Consider the following 22,232-nt stretch of genomic DNA (forward strand, 5'->3'; position numbering starts at 1 on the left):
CCGACGACTGGCGGTCCAAATGCCAGGAGCGGCCTGCGCTCCCCGGTCATCCCGTCGCCTGGCCGTGCCGGTGCTCAAGACGTTCCTGGACAATACGTCGAAGGTCACTATTTGGCAGTTCCAGCACCGCCCGGCGGCGTACATCCAACGCAAACTCCTCCAACTCGGCGAAGCTCGCCCCGGCGAGTTTGTCCGCCAGCGTCCGGGGCGCGAAGCCAAGGTCGCCGCCAAGGCGGCCAGCAAGCCGCTCCAGGAACCGGGTGGCCTGGGCACGGCTAGGTGGTGCAAGCTCGGCTCGAATCTGAAACCGCCGCCATGCCGCACGATCGAGCAGCTCACCATGATTAGTTGCGCCGACGAAGATCACGTGTGCTGGGAGCCGGTCGATCTGCAGCAGCAGCGTGGACACCACGCGTTTGATCTCTCCCGTCTCGTGTTCGTCCGATCGCTCCTTGGCGATGGTGTCGAGCTCATCGAAGAATAGGACGCAGCGGCGTGTACGGGCGAAGTCGAAGGCGTTGTCGAGCCGAGCGGCGGTCTCACCGAGGAAGCTCGACACGACGCCTTCGTAACGGACGACATAGAACGGGAGCATCAGCTCGGAAGCTATGGCCTCCGCCACGCTCGTCTTGCCGTTTCCCGGAGGGCCGGACAGCAAAAGCCGGCTCCGCGGCTCGATGCCGTAGCTTCGCAACAGCTCGGCACGCTTCTGTTCCTCGATCAACTCTTGCACGACTCGAAGCGGCACCGGCGCGAGTTCGAGGTCGCTCAGACGACGATCCGGCACGACCTCACGCACCAAGTCGCGGATAGCCGAAGCACGGTCGTCGCGGATGAGACCCTGCCCGGTCGTAGTGATGAGCTCGGAGAGACGGTCAGCCAAGAGGTGGTGCTGGTTGGCGCGCTCCTCCGCGATGACGGCCTCGACCAGGACCCGGAAGCGGTCTCGATCGCCGCGACGCTCTGCCTCAACGAGGTCGAGGAGCAGATCGGCGCGTGCCATCGTGCAGCTCCCTCACTCGCGCGACCACATGACACTCGGATCCTAACGTCGGCCCTCCTGAGTGCGCCATGCCGCGCCGACTCACCGAAGCCGAAAGGTTACCCGCCGGATCGAAACCGCTACCGACTCACCGCGCCACAACAAACGTTCGACTAGATGCATCAGGTGACTACCGCCCATTTGGGTGGATTGCCGACAGGTCGTGTCAGGACGATCTGACCGGTGCGGCACCCGTCGTTGCGCGCCGGCGTAGGCCCAACGGGCGCCGGTTGCGCGAGCTGAGCCGGCCCCGCAGTGGTTGCCGGGATCATCACTGCAGTCGCGCAGCAAGTTGCGGCATAGATAAAATCGCATACGAGGCAAAACATAGCCATACGCCAACTCACCGGACTCCACGGCCGAATCACATCGCCCGGCAGATGATCCGGCATCCGCTCATCGGCCATGAGCGCGCACCGGGTCAGGTCGTGGAGACACGTCCGGCTGAGGGATGCTCGCGCAAAGACGGGCCCCGAACGCCTGGCTCGGGACCCGTCAAGGCAGGCTGATCAGCCGAGCGGGATCGCGCTGATAAGCCGCATCCCGCGCTGGGTATCGGTCTGTGTCGATCCTCGGACACAAACCGAATCCCAACGGTGCGCGGCAAGGTCAACACTTGCCCGCACCGTTTGTGCTTGCGGGTTGTAGGTCAGGTGTAGGCCGAGGTTGCGGTAGACCTCCAGTTTGTGTTCGGGGTCGGCGTCTCGTAGTGCGGTGACCAGGTCGCCAAGTTCGTCGATGATGGCGAGGAGTTCGTTCTTGGTGAGGTGGCTGGCCTTGTCTGGGGCCTTGGCCGTGGTCGCTGTCTGCTGGCCTGCCAAGTTCCCGGACGCTCACTTAGACCTTGATCTCGGGCAGCGGGAGCACCTCGTGTCCGGTCAGGGGGCCCCGGGTCATCGGTCGGCGGTCGGCGGCGAGGTGGAGTCCCGCACGAGCTTCATCGACACGAGTTCGGTAAAGCCGGCGCGTCGCGCGAAGCGCGCTTTCCGACGCTTGTACACCGTGAAGCCGAGCTTGGCGTACAGGCCGAGGGCGGGAGCGTTGGTGTCCTTGATGTCCTCGAGGACGTACTCGCGATACCCCGGCAACGTCAGCAGGTGACGCAGCAACGCGGTCGCGACGCCGCGTCCCTGATGAGCCGGCTCGGTGGCGACGAACCCGATCTCGGCGAGCCCGGGCCGGGCGTGGTCGGAGGGACGCATGAACCATCTCCGGATCACCACGTAGCCGAGCAGCCCCCGCGCCAGCCCGAGATGACGCCGGAGCTCCCGCCAGCGCGGCGCGAACAGCGTCTGGTCGCCCTCGGTGAACGAGGCGAGACCGGCGGGCTCCCCGTCCACGAGCGCGATGTAGAACCGTTCGAGCAGCAGCATGTGCTCGAACGCGTCGGCCAACTTCCCGGTGTCGCGCGAGAACGCGACGAAGTCCGCTGCAAAGCTGCGCACGTAGACCTCGGTGATGCGGCGCCGGTATCCCGCGCCGAGTTCGTCTCCCCGCTCGACCACGACCATCGCCCCGACCATCCTCGTCCACTCCACGTGACACGCACCGGTACGGGTTCGACCATATCCACGGCACACACCCGACCACGCGCCTGAGGCGTGACACCGCGAGCGCCTGGGTGACGGGGGTGTCGGACCGTCGTAGCCGGTGAAGTTGGAGTTGCCGGTCCAGGCTGTCGCCGAACAGGGTGAAGGGGTTCGAGTACCCGGACAGTGGCGTCGGGTCAGGTCCGCTTGCGGCTCGCGGCGATCATCGGTCGCCGGCCATTCCCTTCCGGCCCGGGCGTCCCGTCGGTTCCGGCCACCGGCGGGTGTTGCTTCACTCCCCACCTGCAGCGGCTTGATTGACGGGCGGCGGTTCTGCCCGTTAGAGGCCGGGAGAGGGTGTTGATGAGGCCAAGAGAGGGCCGGGCCATCTGAGTTGTCTTCTCACTCCGTGAGCATGGCGGCCCACTCCTGCTCTGCGGCCAGGCCCTGCGTCAGGATCCTGGCTTTGCGTGTTCAGGGCCGGTATCGGGCGATCCGGGTCTCGACCGTCTCCTCCACGGCCCGCTCGATCGCGGAGCGCTCGGGCGCCCAGTCGGTGAGCAGGAGAGTGGGCCAGTAGACGAAGTTGGAGATCATGCCGAGGAACTGGGTCGCCGCGAGGGTGGGGTCCTCGACCTTCGCGGAGCCGGCGGCGTGTGCGGCGGTCAGGTACCGGCTGACCGACTCCAAGTAGGGCATCTTCCCCTTGGCTGAACTGAACTTCCCCGAGTTCGGGGAAGCGTGGCGGCTCGGCGATGACGATGCGGAACAGTGCGGTCATTCCGGGGCGGGTGAGTAGTTCGGCGTAGTGGTGGCCGATCGCGGTCAGGCCGGCCCGGAGGTACCGGCGGGTTCGGAGGCGAACGACCGTTGTCGGCTCGGCGGGCCGGATCACCGTGCACGCGAGACCGTGCTATCCCGGGTACTCGGCTCTGGTCAGGGAGCTGGGGGATGTGCGTGAGGGGCGGCGTGGGTTACCACGATCACCACCACCCCCCACCGGCGCGTCCACGGGCTCTCAGGCGTGTGCAGCGGGGTCAGGTTCGGCTGCGGCTCTGGAGTCGGTCGAGTGCCACGGCGGCGATGAGGACCGTGCCGGTCACCACGCCCTGCCAGAACGAGGAGACGCCCATGAGACCGAGTCCGTTCTGCAGGACCGCGATCAGCAACACCCCGACCACCGTGCCGCTGATACCGCCGATACCGCCGAAGAAGCTCGTTCCGCCGAGCAGGACGGCGGCGCCGGCGGTCAGGGCGATGGTGGAACCCGCGGTGGGTGAGGCCGCTGAGAGGCGGCTCGCCATGACCAGGCCGGCCAGCGCCGCGGTCAGCGACGCGATGGTGTAGACGGAGATCAGTACCGCCGTGACGTTGATGCCGGCGAGTCTGGCGGCCTCGCGGTTACCGCCGACGGCGTAGACGGCCCGGCCGAACGGGGTGAAGCGCAGCACGGCGCCGGCCAGCAGGACCGCGGCCAGGGCGATCCAGATCGGCGCCGGTACGCCGAGGACACTTCCGTTGCCGATGGCGTAGAAGATGCCGGGGGAGTCGATCGAGTAGGTGCTGCCGTTGGTGGAGACCTGGACGAGCCCGCTGATCAACGTCATCGTGCCGAGGGTCACCACGAAGAAGTTGAGGCGGAAGCCCCCGATGAGTAGGCCGTTGAGCCCGGCGCCGAGCAGAGCCCCGGTCGCGAGCCCGGCGACGAGCGCCACCGGTGCCGGTGCCCCGGCATCCAGCACGAAGTAAACGGTGACCCCGGTGGCGGCCATCACCGACCCGACCGACAGGTCGAAGCCCGCGCTGAGGATGACGAAGGTGAGCCCGACCGCCACCAGCATCAAGGGGCTGTTGGTCGCCAGGACGTTGAGGATGTTCGCCTTCGTCAGGAAGAACGGTTGGGTGCTGATCAGGTAGACGAGCAGGATCAGCAGGCCGCCGAGGGCGCCCCCGTACCCCTTGACGCTTTGGTAGACGTGGCCCACGACGGCCCGGCCGGCCCGGTCGCGCCGGCCGGCGCCACCACCGGCGGGCTCACGGTCGGCCGGTTGCGCCGCGATCGCAGTGTCACTGCTCATGTCCACCGGCCGCATAGTGGGCCACCTCCACCTCTTCGAGTCCGTCGCACTCGCGCTCGGCCACGACGCGCCCGTCGAAGAGCACCAGCACCCGGTCGCAGACACCGATCAGTTCGGAGTTCTCCGAACTGCTGAGGACCACCGCCACCCCGGCGGCGGCCAGTTCGTCGATCAGGCCGTAGATTTCCGACTTGGCGCCCACGTCGATGCCCCGCGTGGGCTCGTCCAGCAGCAGGAGCCGGGGGCCCAGCGCGATCCACTTGGCGAACACCACCTTCTGCTGGTTGCCGCCGGAGAGTTCGCCGGCCAGCCGGTCGGGGTCCGGTGGCCGGATCCGCATCCGTTCGATCAGCTTCGTGACCGTGGCGGCCTCGCCACGACCGGAGATCGGCCGCAGCGAGAGCCGCCCCCGGGCGAGGGTGATGTTCTGCGCCACGCTGCGGCTCAACACCAGGCCCTCGCCCTTGCGGTCGCCGGTGACGAAGGCGACGCCGGAGCGGATGGCTGCTCTGGGCGAGCCGGCGCGCAGCTGACGGCCGTTGACCTGGATCCGGCCCTCGGTGGGCCGGTCGGCGCCGAACACCGCGCGCAACACCTCCGTACGCCCGGAGCCCACCAGCCCGGCCAGCCCGAGCACCTCGCCGGCCCGGACGGTGAAGGACACGGTCTCGGCCCGGCCACCCGCCGCGAGTCCGGAGACCTCCAGGACCGGTTCTCCGGGGCTGCGTCGACGGGAACGGTGGAAGTAGTCGTCCAGGGAACGCCCGACGATCAGGCGGGTGATCCGGTCCTCGGTCGCCTCCGCCACGGGCAGCGTGCCGACCACCTGTCCGTCGCGCAGCGCGGTGATCCGGTCCGCGACCTGACTCAGGTCGGGGAGCCGCTGCGAGATGAAGATCAGCCCCAGGCCCTGGTCCCGGAGGCGTCGTACGATGTCGAACAGGGCCTGGGCCCGGTCCTCGGTCAGCGAGCTGGTCGGTTCGTCCAGCACGATCACCCTGGCCTGGGTGGCCAGCGCGCGGGCGATGGCCACCACCTGACGGTCGTTGGGGGCCAGCGCCGACACCGGTGTCCCGGGATCGAGGGTCGACTGGAGCTGATCGAGGACCTGTGCGGCCTGGTCCCGCATCCGTCGCCGACTGACGACCGTGCCGGCCCGCGGCCATCGCCCGAGGACGATGTTCTCGCCGACGCTGAGGCTGTCGACCAGCGGAACCTCCTGCGCGACCGCCACGACGCCGTGCCGGGCGGCGTCCTGCGGGGTACGCAGGGTGACCGTCTCGCCGTCGACGCGGATCTCCCCGGCGGAGGGTTGCAGCTCACCGTAGGCGATCTTCATCAGGGTCGACTTGCCCGAGCCGTTCTCCCCGACCAGCCCGTGCACCTCACCCGGGCGTACCTCGAAATCCACCCCGGCGAGCGCGGCCACCGGGCCGAACCTCTTGTGGATCCCGGTCAGTTGCAGCAGCGGAGCACTCATTCCCGTACCTCCGCTCCGGGCCGGAGCGCGGTGCCGGCCAGCCCGACCGGATGACGACCGGCCCATGGGCGGGCGTCCTCCAGCTGTGCGGCGAGTTGGAGCAGCAGGTCCTCGCGGCCGTAGTCGGCGACGAGTTGCACGCCGAGTGGCAGGCCGTCGCGTTCGAACAGCGGCACCGCCACGGCGGGCTGGCCGGTGCTGTTGAACTGGGGAACGAACCGGAGGAACTCGATGGACCGTCGGACCCCGGCCGGTCCGTCGAACCAGCCCAGCGGCGGGGGCGGCCACGGCGACACCGGGGTGACCAGCACGTCGTGTTCCCGCCACCAGGCCAGCATCCGCTCGCGGTAGCGGTCCATCCAGGCCATCACCCGCCGGTGGCCGGTGGCGTCGAGGGCCCGTCCCCGCTCGATCCAGAAGCGCGAGATGAGGCCGTATTCGCTCTCGTCGACCGGGCGACCGACCATCGTCGGGATCAGCTCGGCGAGGAGGCTGACCGCAGGGCTCAACGCGTCCACGAACCGTTCGTGGTAGTCCGGGTCGAACAGCGCCTCGGGATGGGAGGTCCGCACGGTGTGCCCGAGTTGGCCGAGCAATTCGCCGCACTCCCGTATGGCGTCGCGGTTGGCGGGCTCGACGAACTCCTGCGGCAGCCGGTCGGCGTCGAGGAGCCCGATGGTGAGCCCGGTGGCGGGACGGGTGATCGCCTCGGTGTAAAGGCTCGACGGCCCCGGCGCGACCGCCGGATCGCCCGGCTCGTAGCCCTGGAGCAGGTCGAGCAGCGCGGCCGTGTCGCGCACCGATCGGGTGAGCACCCCGAACGTGGCGTGACCGACCAGAGCGTCCGGGGTGTCCGGGCCGGAACTGACCCGGCCCCGGCTGGGCTTGAGCCCGACCAGCCCGCAGTAGGCCGCCGGGTTGCGGATCGACCCGCCGCCGTCGCTGCCCTGGGCGAGGGGGACCATGCCCGCCGCCACCGCCGCGGCGGCCCCACCGGAGGAGCCCCCCGCGACCCGGTCGAGGGCCCACGGGTTGCGGGTCGCGCCGTGCGCGGCACTCTCCGTGCTGCCCGCCAGGCCGAACTCGGGGACGGCGGTCCGGCCGAGCACGACGAAACCGGCGGCCCGCAGCCGGCGGGTGGCGTGGGCGTCCCGGGCGGCCCGGTGGTCGGCGTCGCGTAGGACCACCGAACCCTGCTGGTCCGGCTCGCCGGCTATCGCGCAGCCGAGGTCCTTGAGCAGCATGGGCACTCCGGGGAAGGGCAGGTCCGAGCGCCCGGCCAGGGCGTCGGCCTCGGCGACCGCGGCGGCGAAGCGGCGGTGGATCACGGCGTTGACCGTCGGATCCATCCGTTCGATCCGCGAGACCGCCGCCCGCACCAGGTCACCGGGCGTGAGCTGGCCCGCGTGGACCAGGGCCGCCTGGCTGTGGGCGTCCAGCCAGGTCAACTCCTCGGTAGTAGTCATCGCTCTCCCTGCTCGGTGCCGGCCGGTCAGCGCAGATGTTCCGGGCATCCCCCGTTGGCGCAGGTCAGCTCGCCACTCTCGATCTGCCTGATCGCCTCGTCCCAGTCCAGGCGCTCGCCGATGGTCTCCTGGGTGTAGAGCTCCGGCTGCAGGTAGGTGACCGGCTTGACCGTCTCGCCCGCGAGGAGGCGCCGCATGATCTCGACCCCGACGAGGCCCTGACGCCAGGGAACGAGGTCGACGATCGCGTCGATCTGCCCCTGCTGCACCGCACGGGCACCCTCCGGGTCGCCGTTCTGCCCGACGATCACGACGCCGTTGATGCCGGCCCGGTTGAGCGCCACCGCGGCGCCGATCGCGCTCGCCGTGTTGTAGGCCATCACCGCGTCGATCTCGCCCCGGAACCGGGCGATCGCCTCGGTGGCGGCCCGCTCCCCGCCGGCCTGGTCGTCGGTGGCGTTGTCGACGGTGCCGAGCCACTCGATGCCTGGCCGGTCCTCGGTCACGTACTTCTCGTAGTTCTCGACCATGAACTTGATCGAGGGAACGGGAGCGCCGATGCCGATGCCGAGCACGCGGCCCTTGCCGTTGAGCCGCTCGGCCACATGGTCGGCGAGCAGCCGGGCGCCGCCGACGTCGGAGTTCTGGTTGAAGGCGGCGTCGTAGGGTGCGACCGGTTCGGTCGGCTCGCTCTCGGAGATGATCGCGGAGGCGCCCAGCACCTTGATCCCGGCGGTGCGGGCACGTTCGAGGGCGGGGTCGACCGCGTTCGGGGCGAGCGGGAAGACGATCACGCCGTCCATCTGCTGGGCGACGAACTGGTCGATGTCGGAGACCTGCTTGTTGGCGTCGAGGGCGGCGTCGAGCACGGTCACGTCGATGCCGGCGCGCTTGCCCGCCGCGATCGTGGCCTGTCCCCAGGCGCGGTCGAGCGGTTGCGACGACACCGGGTCCGACAGGCCCACCCGGTAGGAGCCGTTCGCGGCGGCGGAGTCATCGCTTCCGCAGGCCGCCACGGAAGGTAGGAGAAGAACTGCCACCGTCGCCGTCACGGCAGAGGTTTTCCACTTCATCTGGCACTCCCAAAGGGTCGAGACACCGCGGGACGGATCGGTGAGAAGGGTTCGGCAACTACGGGGAACTCCGGCGGCCTGCACCACTGAGGACATCACGCTCCGTGCCGGCCAAACGCTTGCCGTACTATGTACCGTTCGATGTCACCCGGTCAAGGGGTGGATGCGTGATCGTGACTTCCGAGGTCTCCTACCAGCTCCATCGAGAGATCGGGTCGTCCTCTGGTTGGCCTTTCGCCGGGCGTACACCCTTTTCGGAAGATGAAGGTGCTCACGCGAAGTAACTGCGAGCGGCAACCCCTGGCCGTGCCGAACAACCTACCGTACGTTGTACGAGTCGGCACCGGTTCGGTGGCGGCCTTCGGCGAGACACGGAGGTGGTGGGATGAGTCTGGGATTCGGCACAGCGGCGCGGATCGGACATCTCTATCCGTCCGGTGGCCTCTGCGACTACGAGTTGCAGCTGATGGCCCCGGACGGGGTGCAACTGGTGACCACGCGGATGCCGTTTCGTCGTTCGAGCCTGGCCGACGATCACGCGCTCCTGGCCGACCTGGAGGCGCACAGTCGGCTGCTGGCCGATGCCGAAGTCGACCTCATCGCGATGAACTGCACCGCGGCCACGCTGCTCGCCGGCCCGGAGTCGGTGAACGCCCGCATCCACGCCAGCACCGGTCTGCCGTCGACCACGACCATCGAGGCGGTGCTGGACGCGCTCGAACGCGCCGGGATCGGCCGGATCGCGTTGCTCACCCCGTACGTCGAGGAGGTGACCTCGGCCGAGGTCGAGCTGCTCACCGCCCGCGGTCTCGAGGTCGTCTCCGTCGCGAGCCTGCCCTGTGCGACCCCGGTGGAGCAGGCCACGCACGACCCACAGGTCTGGCGGGACCTCGCCGCCGGTCTGGCCGGCAGCACCGCGGACGGACTGTTGATCAGCTGTGCCGGAATCCGGCTGGCGCCGGTGCTGGCCGCGATCGAGGAGGACTTCGGCCGGCCCGTGGTCGCCAGCAACCAGGCCCTGCTCTGGCGCTGCCTACGGACCTGCGGCGTGTCCGAGCGGCCACAGGGATACGGCGCGCTGTTGGCGGGGGAGTTCGATTGAGCGCCCGCCGCCGTTATGTCGACACCGCTCTCGGACAGTTGCACCTGGTCGAGTGCGGGGCGGGCCCGCCAGTCCTCTTCCTGCACCAGACCCCGCGATCCTGGCACGAGTACGCCGGGGTGCTGCCCCTGGTGGGGCGGCGGACCCGCGCGATGGCGATGGACACCATCGGGTTCGGCCAGTCGGCGCGGGTGACTGACCCCTGGTCGATCGGGCTCTTCGCCGACGGGGTCGAGGCCCTCCTCGACGCACTCGACCTGCCGTCCGTGACCCTCGTCGGCAACCACACCGGCGCGGTGGTGGCGGTCGAGGTCGCCGCGCGGGCCGCCGAGCGGGTCTCCGCGCTGGTGCTCTGCGGCATGCCCTACGTCGACGAGGCCCGTCGCCGCCGGGTCCGGGCCCAGCCGCCGATCGACCACGTCGAGCCGCGTGCCGACGGCACCCACCTGACCGAGCTGTGGTCCCGCCGCCGGGGCTTCTACTCGCCCGGCGAGGAGCGCTACCTGACCCGGTTCGTGGCCGACGCGTTGGAGGTCGCCGACCGGGTCGAGGAGGGGCACGTGCGGGTGAACGAGTACCGGATGGAGGACCGGCTGCCGCTCGTCCGCGCGCGGACGCTCGTGCTGTGCGGTGCGGACGACCGTTATTCGCTGCCGGACGTGCCGATCCTGTCCCGGCTGCTCGACTGCTGCAGCGTGGTGCTGGCCGATGGCGGGGTCGCCCTGCCCGAGCAGCGTCCCGAGGCTTTCGCCCGAGAGGTGCTCGCGTTCCTCGGCCATGCCGAGCGGTGAACCCTTGACCCCTCGTACTATGTACGGTACAAAGCTTTGGCGCGGCCGGCACAGGCCGGCGCACCCCCGACCGGCAGGAGCATGACGTGACCGAGCAGCAGCTCACGGAGGCCGCTGAACGCCTGCACGAGGCGGGGCGTACCGGCCGACCGTGCGCGCCCGTGCGGGATCTGTTCGCCCCGGGTGACGTCGACGGCGCCTACGCGGTGCAGCGGCTCAACGTCGCGCGTACCGAGGCCACCGGCGCGCGACGGGTCGGCCGGAAGATCGGCCTGACCTCGGTCGCGGTGCAGCGTCAGCTCGGCGTCGACCAGCCCGACTTCGGCACGTTGTTCGACAGCATGGCGGTGGGCCAGGACGAGCCGATCGCGGCGACGCGGCTGCTCCAGCCGAAGATCGAGGCCGAGGTGGCGTTCGTTCTCGCGGTGGACCTGCCGGACCGCCCGGTCGCCGCGCTGGACGTGCTGCGGGCCACGGAATTCGTGCTCCCGGCCCTGGAGGTGGTGGACAGCCGGGTGGCGGCCTGGGACATCACCATCGTCGACACCGTCGCCGACAACGCCTCCAGCGGCCTGTTCGTGCTCGGCACCCGGCCGGTGTCGCCGGGCGCGATCGAGCTGCCGGCGGCGCCGATGCGGCTCGACCGCGACGGCGTGGAGGTCTCCGCCGGCGCCGGCGCGGCCTGTCTGGGCGATCCGGTCAACGCGGTGGTCTGGCTCGCCAACACCGCCCAGCGCCTGGGTGATCCGCTGCGCGGCGGCGAGCTGGTGCTCAGCGGGGCGCTCGGCCCGATGGTCCCGGTGACACCCGGGGCGCGGTACGTGGCCACGATCGGCGGCCTCGGCACGGTGCGCGCGACGTTCGGCGAGGAGGGCCAGTGAGCAGCACGACGAAGGTGGCCGTGATCGGCTCCGGAAACATCGGCACCGACCTGATGATCAAGGTGCTCCGGCTCTCCGAGACGCTGGAGATGGGCGCCATGGTCGGCATCGACCCCGCCTCCGACGGGTTGGCCCGCGCCGGGCGGCTCGGCGTGCCGACCACCGCGCAGGGCGTCGAGGGGCTCGTCGCGATGCCGGGCTTCGCCGACATCGAGATCGTCTTCGACGCGACCTCGGCGGGCGCGCACGCCCACCACGACGCGGTGCTTGGCCGCCACGGCAAACAGGTCGTCGACCTGACGCCGGCGGCGATCGGGCCCTACGTGGTGCCGACGGTCAACCTCGACGAGCATCTGCAGTCGCCGAACGTGAACATGGTGACCTGCGGTGGACAGGCGACCATTCCCATCGTCGCCGCGATCTCCGCGGTGACACCGGTCCGGTACGCCGAGATCGTGGCCTCGATCGCCTCCCGGTCGGCGGGGCCGGGCACCCGGGCCAACATCGACGAGTTCACCGAGACGACCGCCCGGGGCCTGGAGGTGGTCGGTGGGGCCACCCGCGGCAAGGCGATCATCGTCCTGAATCCGGCCGAGCCACCGCTGATCATGCGTGACACCGTGCTGTGCCTGGTCGACGACTGCGACCAGGCCGAGGTGGCCGCCTCGGTCGCCGAGATGGTCGCCCGAGTCCAGGAGTACGTGCCGGGATACCGACTCAAACAGCAGGTCCAGTTCCGGCGGGTAGCGCCGGGGGAACCGGTCGACGCGCTCACCGACGCCCCCGGCGGGCACGACTGCTGGGTGGTGCAGGTCTTCCTCGAGGTGGAGGGTGCCGCCCACTATCTGCCCGCGTACGCCGGGAACCTGGACATCATGACGTCCGCCGCGCTGCGCGTCGCCGAGCGGATGGCGCGACGGGAGGCGCAGGCATGAGCGGGCCCCGGGTCTACGTCCAGGACGTGACGCTGCGCGACGGCATGCACGCCGTTCGGCACCGATACTCGATTGCCCAGGTGACCTCGATCGCGGCCGCCCTCGACGCGGCCGGCGTCGCCGCCATCGAGGTCACCCACGGCGACGGGCTGGCGGGCAGCAGCCTCACCTACGGGCTCGGCGCCCACACCGACTGGGAGTGGATCAGTCAGGCCGCCACGGTGGTGCGCGACGCGAAGCTCACCGCGTTGCTGCTGCCGGGCATCGGCACGCTGCACGATCTGCGCCGCGCCCACGACCTCGGCGTGACCTCTGTGCGGGTGGCCACCCACTGCACCGAGGCCGACATCTCCGCACAGCACCTCGCACACGCCCGTGAGCTGGGGATGGACGTCTCCGGCTTCCTGATGATGTCGCATCTGGCCGAACCGGCGGAACTGGCCCGACAGGCCACGCTGATGGAGTCGTACGGAGCGCACTGCGTCTACGTGACCGACTCCGGCGGCCGGCTGACCATGGACGGCGTACGCGACCGGGTCCGGGCCTACCGCGACGCGCTGCGCCCCGAGACGGAGATCGGCATCCACGCCCACCACAACCTCGGGCTGGGGGTGGCGAACTCGGTCGTCGCGGTGGAGAACGGCGCGTCGCGGGTGGACGCCTCGTTGGCCGGCCAGGGCGCCGGCGCCGGCAACTGCCCGCTGGAGGCGTTCATCGCCGTCGCCGATCTGCTCGGCTGGCAGCACGACTGCCAGCTCTTCGCGCTGATGGACGCGGCCGACGACCTGGTCCGGCCCACGCAGGAGCGACCCGTGCGGGTGGACCGCGAGACCCTGACGCTCGGCTACGCCGGGGTGTACTCCAGCTTCCTGCGGCACGCGGAGGCGGCGGCCGAGCGCTACGGGCTGGACACCCGGTCCATCCTCGTCGAGGTCGGCCGACGAGGGCTGGTCGGCGGGCAGGAAGACATGATCGTGGACGTCGCGCTGGACCTGGCAGCGGCGTCGACCGCCGCCTCCGGCACGGGCGATGCGGAGGGAGAGCAGCCATGACGGTGTCGGAACCGGAGTGGGAGCTGCTGGTCCGGGCCATGCGGTGGGAGTCCGACTGCGTGATCTCGGTGGTCCTCGAGGACCCCGACGGCGGCGAGCTGCCGGCCTGGGCACCGGGCGCCCACATCGACCTGCTGCTGCCCGCCGCGACGCGGCAGTACTCCCTCTGCGGCGACCCGGCGGACCGGCGCCGTTACCGGGTGGCCGTGCTGAACGAGCCGGCCAGTCGGGGCGGCTCGCGGTATGTCCACGAATCGCTGCGCCCCGGCGACCTGGTCCGGGTACGTGGCCCCCGCAACCGGTTCGCGCTGGAACCGGCGCAGCGGTACCTCTTCATCGCAGGCGGCATCGGCGTGACGCCGCTGCTGCCGATGGTGGCGCAGGCGCAGGCCGACGGCGCCGACTGGCGACTCGTCTACGGTGGCCGGTCGCGGCGCACCCTGGCCTTCGTCGACGAGCTGGACCACCACGGCGATCGCGTCCAGGTGGTGCCCGAGGACGAGGCGGGCCTGTTGAACCTCGCCGACCTGCTCGGCGATCTCCGGCCGGGCACCACCGTCTACTGCTGCGGCCCCGAGAGGTTGCTCGACGCCGTCGAGGAGCGTTGCGCCGGCTGGCCCGACGGAACGCTGCACCTGGAGCGGTTCCGGGCCCGGGAGGTCGTCGTCGAGGGGGAGGACCGCCCCTTCGAGCTGGTCTGCGCGGCCTCTGGTGTCACCGTGACGGTGGGGGCCGACGAGAGCGCGGTGGATGCGCTGGACGCGGTGCAGGTCTCCATCCCCAGCGCGTGCCGGGAGGGCATCTGCGGCACCTGCGAGGTGAAGGTCCTCGACGGCGTCCCGGACCACCGCGACTCACTGCTCACCGACGACGAGCGGGCGGCGGGCCGGACCATCATGCTCTGCGTCTCCCGGGCTTCCGGTGAACGTCTGGTCGTGGACGCGTGACCTGGGGATACCTTGACTCCCGTGCACTACACCGTACTATGTACCGGACATGCGTAGTTCGGCGAAACGCCAGCCGAGAGGACGGGTCATGACTGTTCAGCCCAAGGACGAGAGCGCGCCGTCCCGCCCCACCGCCGGTCGCGCGAACCGACCCCAGCCCGGCCAGGACTGGTCGCAGTGGCCCACCTACGACGCGGCCGCGCTGGGCTTCCGCAACTACTGGTACCCCGTGGTGTGGGAGCGCGAGATCGGCGACAAGCCGCACGCGGTGACGCTGCTGGGCGAGAAGATCGTGCTGGTCCGCAAGGGCGACGTCGTGCACGCCCTGCACGACCGGTGCCCGCACCGCGGCGTGCCGCTCTCCCTCGGTCGGCGCGAGTTCCCCGGCACGGTCAGCTGCCCCTACCACGGCTGGACCTTCGACGTCACCAACGGCAAGCTCGCCGCCGTCCTCACCGACGGCCCGGAGTCGCCGATCTGCGGCCGGGTGTCGGTCAAGACCTACCCGACGGCACAGCGCCTCGGACTGGTCTGGGTCTTCGTCGGCGACGACCAGCCGCACCCGATCGAGCAGGACATCCCGGCGGAACTGCTCGACAACGACCACGTGCTGGGCGGCAAGTACGACATCCGCGAGGGCAACTGGCGCTTCGCCGCCGAGAACGGCTTCGACGAGGGGCACGCGAAGTACCTGCACAACACCGCGCTCTGGCGGCTGTTCAAGGTGATGCCGGCCTGGAACAAGACCCGGGTGGAGGAGCACGGCCCCTGGCTGATCCGGGTGCAGGACGAGGTGCACTGGGACGCGCACTTCCCGGGCCTGGGCACCTTCACCAACAAGCGCTGGTGGAAGCGGATGCCACTGCCCGACGCCCCGGGCAAGGGCAAGAACGTCAACCCCGTCATCGCCGGCCTGAACCTGCCCGGCTTCGTCTCGATCCGGCTGCCCGGGCTGCTGCGGGTCGCGTACCCGGACTTCATCCACTACGAGTGGTACGTGCCGGTGGACGCCGACCGGGTCCGCTACGTGCAGATCATGGTGCGGTTCGAGGACGGGCCCAAGGGCCTGCTCTTCAAGGCGAAGTACCTGGCCGCGATCCGATGGCTGTTCCACGGCCAGTTCACCGCGCAGGACGCGTGGATGGTCGACGTCATGGATGCCCCGCCGGAGAAGCTCTACCGGCCCGACCTGTCCATCACCGGCTGGCGGCGGATGATCGAGAAGGCGGCGCCCACACCGCAGCCACACAAGGCACCGCCGAATGGCTGCTGAGGCACTGCGGGTCGACGCCGCAGGGGTGGCGTTGCACTACCGCGAGATGGGCACCGGCCGACCCACCGTCGTGCTGCACGGCGGCGGTCCCGGATGCTCGGCGTGGAACGACTTCGGCCCGGTCGCGGATCGGCTCGCCGCCGGGCGCCGACTGATCCTGCTCGACCTGCCCCAGTTCGGGGCCTCGGACGTACCCGTGGTGACCGATCCGGTCTTCAGCTGGCACGCCCGGCATCTGCTCGCGGCCATCGACGCGCTCGATCTGCCCACCGTGGATCTGCTCTGCCAGTCCTTCGGCGGCTCGGTCGCGCTGCGGCTGGCCGCCCTGGCACCCGAGCGGGTGAGGCGGATCGTGCTCACCGGCAGCGTGCCCATCCCGAACCCGACCGGTACCGGTGTCTCCGGACCGGCGATCCGGGACACCTACTTCGGCGGCGACGGACCGTCGTTGGCGAAGATGGCAGACCTGATCGGCAGGTACGAGTGGTTCGACCACGCGGGGGTGCCGGCGCAGACCGTGCGCGACCGGTACGCGGCGAGCATCCGGCCGGAGTGCCGGGCCATCGCCACCGACGCCAGCCGACGCGGCGCCCCCGAGGACCTCACCCGGCACCTCCCACAGGTGACGGCGCCGGTGCTGCTGCTCTGGGGCTCGCACGACCCCTTCGCCGACCCGGCATACGCGCTGCGCCTCGCGTCGGCGCTGCCCCGCGCCGACGTGCACGTGCTCGGTCGCAGCCGACACCACCCGCAGCAGGAGCGGCCGGCGGCCTACACGGCCGTGGCCCGCGCCTTCCTGGACGCCGACTGACCCGCCTCGCCGACTGACCCGCGTCGCCGACCGGCGAACCAGCGGACGTCCCGCAGTACACCCAGTGGAGGAGGACCCATGCGCAAAGTGTTGCTGTCCGTTCCGGTGCTGGCCGTCGCGGCCCTGACCATCCCGCCGGTACGGCGGTGGCTGGACACCGTGCTGATCCGCACCACGGGCACGACCGTCCGGACGAACCGGAGGGTGTGAGGTGTCCGCGACCGCAAGGAGCACCGACGTGAGCACGACCCCCCAGGAGCGGGAGTGGATCACCGCCGCCCGGGACCAGATCGACCGGACCGAGCTGCGCGACCTGATCGCCGGCATGACGGGCATCCCGAGCCCCACCGGGCAGGAGGCACCGCTGGCGCGGTGGCTCGCCCAGGAGTTGACCACCCGCGGTCTTCACGGCCGATACCAGCCGATCGACGAGGAGCAGGGCAACGCCGTCGGCCGGCTGCGCGGCGACGGGACCGGCGCCGACCTGCTGCTGTACGCCCCGATCGACACCCTCACCGTCGGCACCGAGCAGGAGGACCTTCCCTGGATCGGCGACGAACTGCGGCGCGACATGCGGGCCGAGGCGTCGATCGAGGGCGACTACGTGCTCGGCCTGGGCGCGAGCAACCCCAAGGGACACGGCGCGTGCCTGATCGCCGCGGTCGACGCCGTCCGCAGGGCCGGGGTGCCGCTGCGCGGGGACGCGATCGTCGGCCTCGGCGCGGGCGGCATGCCCACCAACCGTCGCCCCGGGGCGACGCGCTACAACGCCGGTCAGGGCAACGGCTGCTCGTTCCTGCTGGAGCAGGGCATCTGGGCGGACTACGCCCTGATCGCCAAGCCCGGCTGGGCCGTGCACTGGGAGGAGGTCGGGCTCTGCTGGTTCGAGGTCACGGTGCGCGGCACGTACGGCTATGTCGGTAGCCGGCACCGGGTGCCGTACCGCAACGCCATCGTCGACGCCGGCATCGTGGCCCAGGGCCTGGAGCGCTTCTTCGTGGCGTACGCCGAGTCGCACACCCGGGGCCTGGTCGCGCCGCAGGGCCACATCGGCTCCATCGAGGGCGGCTGGCCACGCACCGCCGCCATCTCGCCCGCCCAGTGTCGACTCCGGGTCGACCTGCGGCTCGGCCCGCACCAGGACCCGATGTCCGTCAAGCGGGAGTTCGAGGCGGCGCTCGCCTTGATCGTCGCGGCCAACCCGGGACTCGACGCCAGCTCGGAGATGACCCTGTCGATCCCGGCCACGGCGACCCCCGAGGAGAACTGGATCGTCCGGGCGGCAAAGGCCGCCTGGGCGGAGAGCGAGGGCCGGCCGCACGAGCCGATCCTGGCCAGCAGCGGCGCGACCGACGCGAACATCCTGCGCGCCCGGGGGCTACCGACCGCGCGGATCGGCATGAACCGGGCCGGCGCGGGCGCCCCGCTGCCGGTCGACTTCCCGATGGGCATGAACGTCGTGGACGTACGGGAGATGGAGCGTCTCACCCGCACCCTGATCCACGCGATCGTGACCACCTGCACCCGCGACCGCGCAGAGCTGGAGAAGCTGCCATGAGCTCGATCGTCCTCGGTGTCGGCGCCTCGCACAGCACCCTGATGAACACCCACTGGGACGAGGTCGCGGACGAACCCGGCGCGATCGACTTCCGGGCGGGCCTCGCGGCAGCCCGCGACGAACTCGCACAAGCCCGCCCGGACACCGTGGTCATCATCGGCTCGAACCACTTCCGGGGCATGTTCCTGGACCTGATGCCGGCGGTCACGGTCGGGGTGGGGGAGGTGCTCGGCGCCGGGGAGGCGAAGACCCCCGAGGGGCGGCTGCCCGCCGACCCCGAGCTCGCCCGGCACCTGGTCGACATCCTGAGCGAGGACTTCGATCCCGCCTTCTCGCTACGCATGCAGGTCGACCACGGGATCACCCACAGCTACCAGCACCTGGTGCCGTCGTTGGACGTGCCCATCGTGCCGGTGGTGGTGAACATGTTCGCCCCGCCGCTGCCCTCGTTGCGCCGCTGCCATGCGCTCGGCGCGGCGATCGGGCGGGCGATCCGCGCAGACGGGCGGGACAAACGGGTCGCGGTCATCGCCTCGGGTGGCCTGTCCCACCGGCTGCCCTGGCCCAAGTGGTACGAGACGCTCTCCGACGACGACCGCTTCCTGGTCGAGGCATGGCTGGAGGGCCGCAACTCCTGGCAGGAGTACGAGGTCCGCCGGCGCCAGATCATCCGGGCCGCCGAGGCGGACATCAACCCCGAATTCGACAGGCGGTTCCTGGCGGCGTTGGTCGCCGGCGACCTCAGCGAGTTCGTCGGGCTCTCCGCCGAGCAGGTCGACGAGGAGGCCGGCAACGGCGCCCAGGAGATCCGGTCGTGGGTGGCCATGGCCGCCGCGGTCGGCCCGGCCCAGAGCACCACCCACGCGTACGCGCCGATCGCGCAGTGGCTGACCGGCATGGCCGTCGCCTCGCTGCGTCCCGCCTGCTGACCGTAGACAGACTCCCGAATCGAGGTATCCATGAGCATCTGGACCGACCTGACCGAGCTGGAGTTCCGGCTCCGCTTCGTCGACGCGAACGGGGTCCGCACCCGGACGCTACAGGCGGGTTCGGGCGACCCCGTGATCTTCCTGCACGGCACCAGCGGACACCTGGAGGCGTTCGTCCGCAACCTGCCGGCGCACGCCGCGCGCTTCGCCTGCCACGCGATCGACATGCTGGGCCACGGCTACACCGACACCGTGGCGGAGCCCTACCGCATCGAGCGGTACGTCCGGCACGTGCTGGACTACGCGGATGCCGAGGGTCTGGACCGCTTCCACATCGTCGGCGAGTCACTGGGCGGCTGGGTCGGCGGACGGCTCGCGGCCGACCACCCCGACCGGGTTCGTCACCTGACACTGGTCGCCCCCGGCGGCACCGTCGCCAACCCGGCCGTGATGGAGCGGATCAAGACCAGCACCCGCGCCGCGGTCACCAGCGACGACATCGACCTGACCAGGAAGCGCCTGCACCTGCTGATGTACGAGCCCGCCAAGGACGTCAGCGAGGAACTGGTGGAGATCCGCCACGCGATCTATCACCGTCCCGAGTTCGTCGCGGCGATCGACAACCTGCTGGCGTTGCAGGAGATCGAAAACCGCCAGCCGGACCTGCTCACCGAGGAGCAGATGGGCCGGATCCAGGCGCCCACCCTGATCGTCTGGGGCGCGGAGAACCCGTTCGGTGAGATCCCCGAGGCCAACCGCATGCACAAGAGCATCCCCGGCTCCACGTTGGAGATCTTCCCGAAGTGCGGCCACTGGCCGCAGCACGAGCACAGCGAACGCTTCGACGAGCTGAACATCGCGCACCTGTCGAGAGCGGCGTGAGCGTCCGGATCGGCATCCGGCTGCCGGCCTGCCGCCCGGTCGACCAACTCGCCCAGGCGGCACAGCGCGCCGAGGAACTCGGCTTCGACGAGGTCTGGGTGCCGGACTCCCAGCTGCTCTGGCGAGACGTCTTCGCCACCCTGACCGCGATGGCGCTGCGGACCGAGCGGCTGCGCCTCGGCACGGCGGTGACCAACGTGGAGACCCGGCATCCGTCGGTGGTCGCCTCAGGGGCACGGACCGTGGCCGAAGCGGCGCCGGGCCGCTTCGTGCTCGGCGTCGGAGTGGGCAACAGCGCGGTGGAGCCGGTCGGGCTGCGCTCCACCACCCAGGCCAACCTGCGGGAGCGGCTGGGGCAGGTCCGCGACCTGCTCGGCGGCGCGGAGGTCGACTTCGGCCCGGTGCGCTCGCGGCTGCGCGACCCGAACGCCGAGCTGCCGGTCTTCGTCGCGGCGAGCGGACCGAAGAACCTGCGGCTGGCCGGTGAGATCGCCGACGGGGTGATCCTGCTCTCCGGGGTCTCCCCGGCGACCCTCACCGCAGGTCTCGGCCGGGTCCGCGAGGGCGCACAGGCCAGCGGCAGGTCCCTGGCGGACCTGGAGATCGTGGTGTCGGCGTACTGCCACGTCACCGACGACATCGAGGCCGACGCCCGGATGCTCAAGCCGATCTGCGCGGGGATCGCGCAGAAGGGCGGCGCCGCCGCGCTGGCCCTGGCCGGGATCGACGTGCAGGTGCCGCCGGTCGTGCCGGGGCTCTACCCGGACACCGTGCACGCCGAGGACTGGGCCGAGGCGGTCCGGGTCTGCGGTCAGTGGATCACCGACGAGATGGCGGTGCGCTTCGCCCAGGCGTTCTGCCTCTTCGGCACCACCGCACAGATCGCCGCCCGGATCGACGAGGTCGCGGCGGCGGGAGCGACGAACGTCTTCCTCCAGCACGTCGGCTCCTACGACCTGCCGTACGAGCTGATGGAGTCCTTCGCACCGAGCCTGGCTGCCAGGACGCGGGCGGCATGAGCGGCTCGCTCGTCCCCACGATCGTCGCCCGCGCCGACGCGGTGGTCGACGCCGTCGACCCGAGCGTGCGCACGCGCGTCGGCCTGCACCTGCTGGACGCGCTGGGCTGTCTGGTCGCGGGCGTGACGCACCCCAGCGTCGCGCCGCTGCGCCGCTTCGCCGACCTCGTCGACGAGGCGGGGCCGGTGCCCGTGCTGGGCGACGCCTCGCCCCGTTCGCTGCGGACGGCAGTCCTGCTGGAATCGACCTACCTGCACCTGGACGAGTTCGACGCGATCCACTCCGCCGGTGCCGTGGTGCCACCGGCGGTCGTCGTACCGGCGGCGCTGGCCGTCGCCGCCCGGGTCGGCAGCTCCGGCCGGGACCTGGCCGATGCGCTGCTCGGCGGCTACGAGGTGGTCGTCGAGGCGGGGCTGCGGCTCGGCGGCCCGGGGCTGTACGCGTACCGCTGGTGGCCTACCGCCGCGCTCGGCGCGCTCGGGGCGGCCTGGGCCACCGCCCGGTTACTGGGTCTGGACGAGGCGGGCCGGCGGCAGGCGGTGGCGCTGGCCGCGCACGCCAGCGGTGGCCCGATCGGCGGCGGGGCGCTGGGGGAGGGGCACTACCTGGCGGGCGGCCGGGCGGCGGCCTGCGGCGTGGAGGCCGGGTACCAGGCGGCGGCCGGTCTGCGCGGGGATGTCACGTTGCTGGACGAGGGGCTGCCGGGAGTGGCGGTGCCACCGACGCCGCCGACCGGGAGCAGCACGCCGCACCTGCTCGGCTGTGCCGTCAAGCGCTACCCCTTCGCCCGGCCGTTGCATGCCGCGCTCGCCGCGCTGGACCACCTGTCGGCCGAGGGCACGCCGGTGGCGAAGGCGCGGCGGGTGGAGGTGCACCTGCCGGCGCCGTTGTGCCGCTTCGTCACCGACACCCGGTCGCCGCAGGGACCGGCCGAGGCGGCGGCGAGCGCCACGGTCGCGGTCGCGGCCCATGTGGCCGGCCGCACCCGCGACGTGACCTTCATCCGCGCGGCGCTGTCTCCGGCGGCACCCCCGGTCGAGTTGGTGCCCGCCGAGGACCTGACGGAGGATCTGCCGGCGCGCTGGAGCGCCCGGGTGGAGGTGTATCTGCCGGACGCGGAGCCCGTTCGGGCGTACGTGGGCGATGCGCCCAGCCTGGACGACGGGCGGGAGATCGTCGAGAAGTACCAGCGCAACGTGGGAGCGGCGATGCCCGGCCCCGCGACCGAGTTGATCGAGCTGTGTGCCGGCCTGGACGAGCTGTCGTCGGCGGCCCGGCTGCGTGAGGTGCTTCTTGCGACGGTGACGCCGACGACGATCGGATGAGGTGCCCTCAGCCTCGCGGCCGATCGCAGGAACGTTGTACGGTATGGTGCACCAACGAG

22 protein-coding genes are annotated in these 22,232 nt (G+C 71.0%); 14 read left to right on the plus strand and 8 right to left on the minus strand.

The features are described 5' to 3' along the window. Positions 1-46 precede the first annotated feature (46 nt). The 8 genes from ACIBO1_RS29525 to ACIBO1_RS29560 all read right to left on the minus strand — a co-directional run bounded on the left by ACIBO1_RS29525 (position 47) and on the right by ACIBO1_RS29560 (position 8,611). Positions 47-1,003, minus strand: coding sequence for an AAA family ATPase (locus ACIBO1_RS29525; protein WP_396752133.1), 957 nt, complete (start codon positions 1,001-1,003; stop codon positions 47-49). A gap of 548 nt (positions 1,004-1,551) precedes the next feature. After that, positions 1,552-1,863 carry a hypothetical protein gene (locus tag ACIBO1_RS29530; protein ID WP_396752135.1) on the minus strand — a complete coding sequence of 104 codons (312 nt, stop codon included), beginning with the start codon at positions 1,861-1,863 and terminating at the stop codon, positions 1,552-1,554. 72 nt (positions 1,864-1,935) lie between these two features. Then, the gene (locus ACIBO1_RS29535) at positions 1,936-2,553 is read right to left on the minus strand and encodes a GNAT family N-acetyltransferase (RefSeq protein WP_396752137.1); all 618 of its coding nucleotides are present in this window, start codon (positions 2,551-2,553) and stop codon (positions 1,936-1,938) included. 492 nt (positions 2,554-3,045) lie between these two features. Next, positions 3,046-3,270, minus strand: a complete 225-nt coding sequence (locus ACIBO1_RS29540) for a TetR/AcrR family transcriptional regulator C-terminal domain-containing protein (protein WP_396752140.1) — start codon at positions 3,268-3,270, stop codon at positions 3,046-3,048. A gap of 338 nt (positions 3,271-3,608) precedes the next feature. Then, positions 3,609-4,649, minus strand: coding sequence for an ABC transporter permease (locus ACIBO1_RS29545; protein ID WP_396752143.1), 1,041 nt, complete (start codon positions 4,647-4,649; stop codon positions 3,609-3,611). Continuing rightward, positions 4,639-6,129 carry a sugar ABC transporter ATP-binding protein gene (locus ACIBO1_RS29550; RefSeq protein WP_396752146.1) on the minus strand — a complete coding sequence of 497 codons (1,491 nt, stop codon included), beginning with the start codon at positions 6,127-6,129 and terminating at the stop codon, positions 4,639-4,641. The genes ACIBO1_RS29545 and ACIBO1_RS29550 overlap by 11 nt, the downstream gene beginning before the upstream one ends. Then, positions 6,126-7,595 (minus strand): amidase, encoded by a 1,470-nt coding sequence (locus ACIBO1_RS29555; RefSeq protein WP_396752149.1) that lies wholly within the window; start codon positions 7,593-7,595, stop codon positions 6,126-6,128. Before ACIBO1_RS29555 ends, ACIBO1_RS29550 begins: the two co-directional genes overlap by 4 nt. A 26-nt stretch (positions 7,596-7,621) precedes the next feature. Further along, on the minus strand, positions 7,622-8,611 hold the full coding sequence (locus tag ACIBO1_RS29560; protein WP_396752152.1) for a sugar ABC transporter substrate-binding protein: 990 nt from the start codon (positions 8,609-8,611) through the stop codon (positions 7,622-7,624). A gap of 442 nt (positions 8,612-9,053) precedes the next feature. On the opposite strand from ACIBO1_RS29560, the gene ACIBO1_RS29565 reads away from it, so the two are divergent. The 14 genes from ACIBO1_RS29565 (at position 9,054) to ACIBO1_RS29630 (ending at position 22,173) form a co-directional block, all read left to right on the plus strand. Next, complete coding sequence (locus ACIBO1_RS29565) at positions 9,054-9,770, plus strand: aspartate/glutamate racemase family protein (protein WP_396752155.1); 717 nt, start codon at positions 9,054-9,056, stop codon at positions 9,768-9,770. Continuing rightward, positions 9,767-10,561 (plus strand): alpha/beta fold hydrolase, encoded by a 795-nt coding sequence (locus ACIBO1_RS29570; protein ID WP_396752158.1) that lies wholly within the window; start codon positions 9,767-9,769, stop codon positions 10,559-10,561. Before ACIBO1_RS29565 ends, ACIBO1_RS29570 begins: the two co-directional genes overlap by 4 nt. Positions 10,562-10,647: 86 nt before the next feature. Continuing rightward, positions 10,648-11,442: a 2-keto-4-pentenoate hydratase gene (locus ACIBO1_RS29575; RefSeq protein WP_396752161.1), complete on the plus strand. Its 795-nt coding sequence runs from the start codon at positions 10,648-10,650 to the stop codon at positions 11,440-11,442. Then, on the plus strand, positions 11,439-12,377 hold the full coding sequence (locus tag ACIBO1_RS29580; RefSeq protein WP_396752164.1) for an acetaldehyde dehydrogenase (acetylating): 939 nt from the start codon (positions 11,439-11,441) through the stop codon (positions 12,375-12,377). Before ACIBO1_RS29575 ends, ACIBO1_RS29580 begins: the two co-directional genes overlap by 4 nt. Then, the gene (gene dmpG, locus ACIBO1_RS29585; protein ID WP_396752167.1) at positions 12,374-13,429 is read left to right on the plus strand and encodes a 4-hydroxy-2-oxovalerate aldolase; all 1,056 of its coding nucleotides are present in this window, start codon (positions 12,374-12,376) and stop codon (positions 13,427-13,429) included. The genes ACIBO1_RS29580 and dmpG overlap by 4 nt, the downstream gene beginning before the upstream one ends. Then, positions 13,426-14,376, plus strand: coding sequence for a PDR/VanB family oxidoreductase (locus ACIBO1_RS29590; protein WP_396752170.1), 951 nt, complete (start codon positions 13,426-13,428; stop codon positions 14,374-14,376). The genes dmpG and ACIBO1_RS29590 overlap by 4 nt, the downstream gene beginning before the upstream one ends. 88 nt (positions 14,377-14,464) lie before the next feature. Beyond that, entirely contained in the window at positions 14,465-15,649 is a 1,185-nt protein-coding gene (locus tag ACIBO1_RS29595; RefSeq protein WP_396752171.1) for a Rieske 2Fe-2S domain-containing protein, read from the plus strand. Continuing rightward, the gene (locus ACIBO1_RS29600) at positions 15,639-16,460 is read left to right on the plus strand and encodes an alpha/beta fold hydrolase (RefSeq protein WP_396752172.1); all 822 of its coding nucleotides are present in this window, start codon (positions 15,639-15,641) and stop codon (positions 16,458-16,460) included. Before ACIBO1_RS29595 ends, ACIBO1_RS29600 begins: the two co-directional genes overlap by 11 nt. A gap of 78 nt (positions 16,461-16,538) precedes the next feature. Then, positions 16,539-16,670 carry a hypothetical protein gene (locus ACIBO1_RS29605; protein WP_255446597.1) on the plus strand — a complete coding sequence of 44 codons (132 nt, stop codon included), beginning with the start codon at positions 16,539-16,541 and terminating at the stop codon, positions 16,668-16,670. Positions 16,671-16,698: 28 nt separating this feature from the next. Further along, positions 16,699-18,018 (plus strand): M20 family metallopeptidase, encoded by a 1,320-nt coding sequence (locus ACIBO1_RS29610; RefSeq protein WP_396752174.1) that lies wholly within the window; start codon positions 16,699-16,701, stop codon positions 18,016-18,018. Beyond that, a complete protein-coding gene (locus tag ACIBO1_RS29615) occupies positions 18,015-18,947 on the plus strand; it encodes a hypothetical protein (RefSeq protein ID WP_396752177.1) in 933 nt (310 codons plus the stop codon). Before ACIBO1_RS29610 ends, ACIBO1_RS29615 begins: the two co-directional genes overlap by 4 nt. 30 nt (positions 18,948-18,977) lie before the next feature. Next, a complete protein-coding gene (locus ACIBO1_RS29620; protein WP_396752180.1) occupies positions 18,978-19,829 on the plus strand; it encodes an alpha/beta fold hydrolase in 852 nt (283 codons plus the stop codon). Next, positions 19,826-20,848, plus strand: coding sequence for an LLM class flavin-dependent oxidoreductase (locus ACIBO1_RS29625; RefSeq protein ID WP_396752183.1), 1,023 nt, complete (start codon positions 19,826-19,828; stop codon positions 20,846-20,848). The genes ACIBO1_RS29620 and ACIBO1_RS29625 overlap by 4 nt, the downstream gene beginning before the upstream one ends. After that, positions 20,845-22,173: an MmgE/PrpD family protein gene (locus ACIBO1_RS29630; RefSeq protein WP_396752186.1), complete on the plus strand. Its 1,329-nt coding sequence runs from the start codon at positions 20,845-20,847 to the stop codon at positions 22,171-22,173. Before ACIBO1_RS29625 ends, ACIBO1_RS29630 begins: the two co-directional genes overlap by 4 nt. The last annotated feature ends 59 nt before the right edge of the window (positions 22,174-22,232 follow it).

This window comes from Micromonospora sp. NPDC049903 (genome assembly GCF_044460945.1).
Taxonomy (GTDB): Bacteria; Actinomycetota; Actinomycetes; order Mycobacteriales; family Micromonosporaceae; genus Micromonospora.